The 656-nt window shown below is 55.3% G+C and carries 1 pseudogene; it reads left to right on the forward strand.

Annotation, left to right across the window (positions count from 1 at the left end):
- Positions 1–197: 197 nt before the first annotated feature.
- Positions 198–656 (forward strand): annotated as a pseudogene (locus AC1DH9_RS30325) (cytochrome C); the annotation flags it as partial.

Consider the following 656-nt stretch of genomic DNA (forward strand, 5'->3'; position numbering starts at 1 on the left):
CCAGGAGACAGTGTCCCAGGAGACAGTGTCTGCATCACACGCCCGCAGGTCGCTGAATATGACCTGACGCCATGGGCGTGATGCGCGTTGCAGGCTTGAACGGCGCAACGCGCGACGGCACTTGTAAATGGCTAGCGTCTGACTAGGCTCCATTCAGGTTTAAATCGTTCGACAGTCTCTTTTCAGAGGGAGCTGAGATGAATGTGAAGGACGGCGAAGCAGGCGGAATGAAGTCGGTGGCGCAGTCGTTTTTTTCCGGGTCAGCTTTTTTAATCACATTACTCCGGCGACCGGGCACCCTGCTGGTGGCGTTATCAGTGCTGCTGTTTTGTCAGTCAGCGCAGGCCTTGCCTTCCTTTGCACGCCAAACCGGACAAAGTTGCATTGCCTGCCATGCCGGCGGGCAATTTCCCGAGCTGACACCTTATGGGCGTCTGTTCAAGCTGACGGGGTACACCAACGGCGTACAAACCAACCCCCTGGCCGCGATGATCGTCGGTGATTTCACCTCGACGCGTAACAACAGCGACGGTGCGGGCAGCTCGATTTCACCCAAAGACAAGCAATTCATCATTGATTTCGGCAGCGTGTTCCTCGGTGGAAAAATCACTGACGTTATCGGTGGTTTTGCCCAATTCACCTACACCTCCTATGAC

It is taken from the genome of Pseudomonas sp. 05T35 (genome assembly GCF_056396605.1).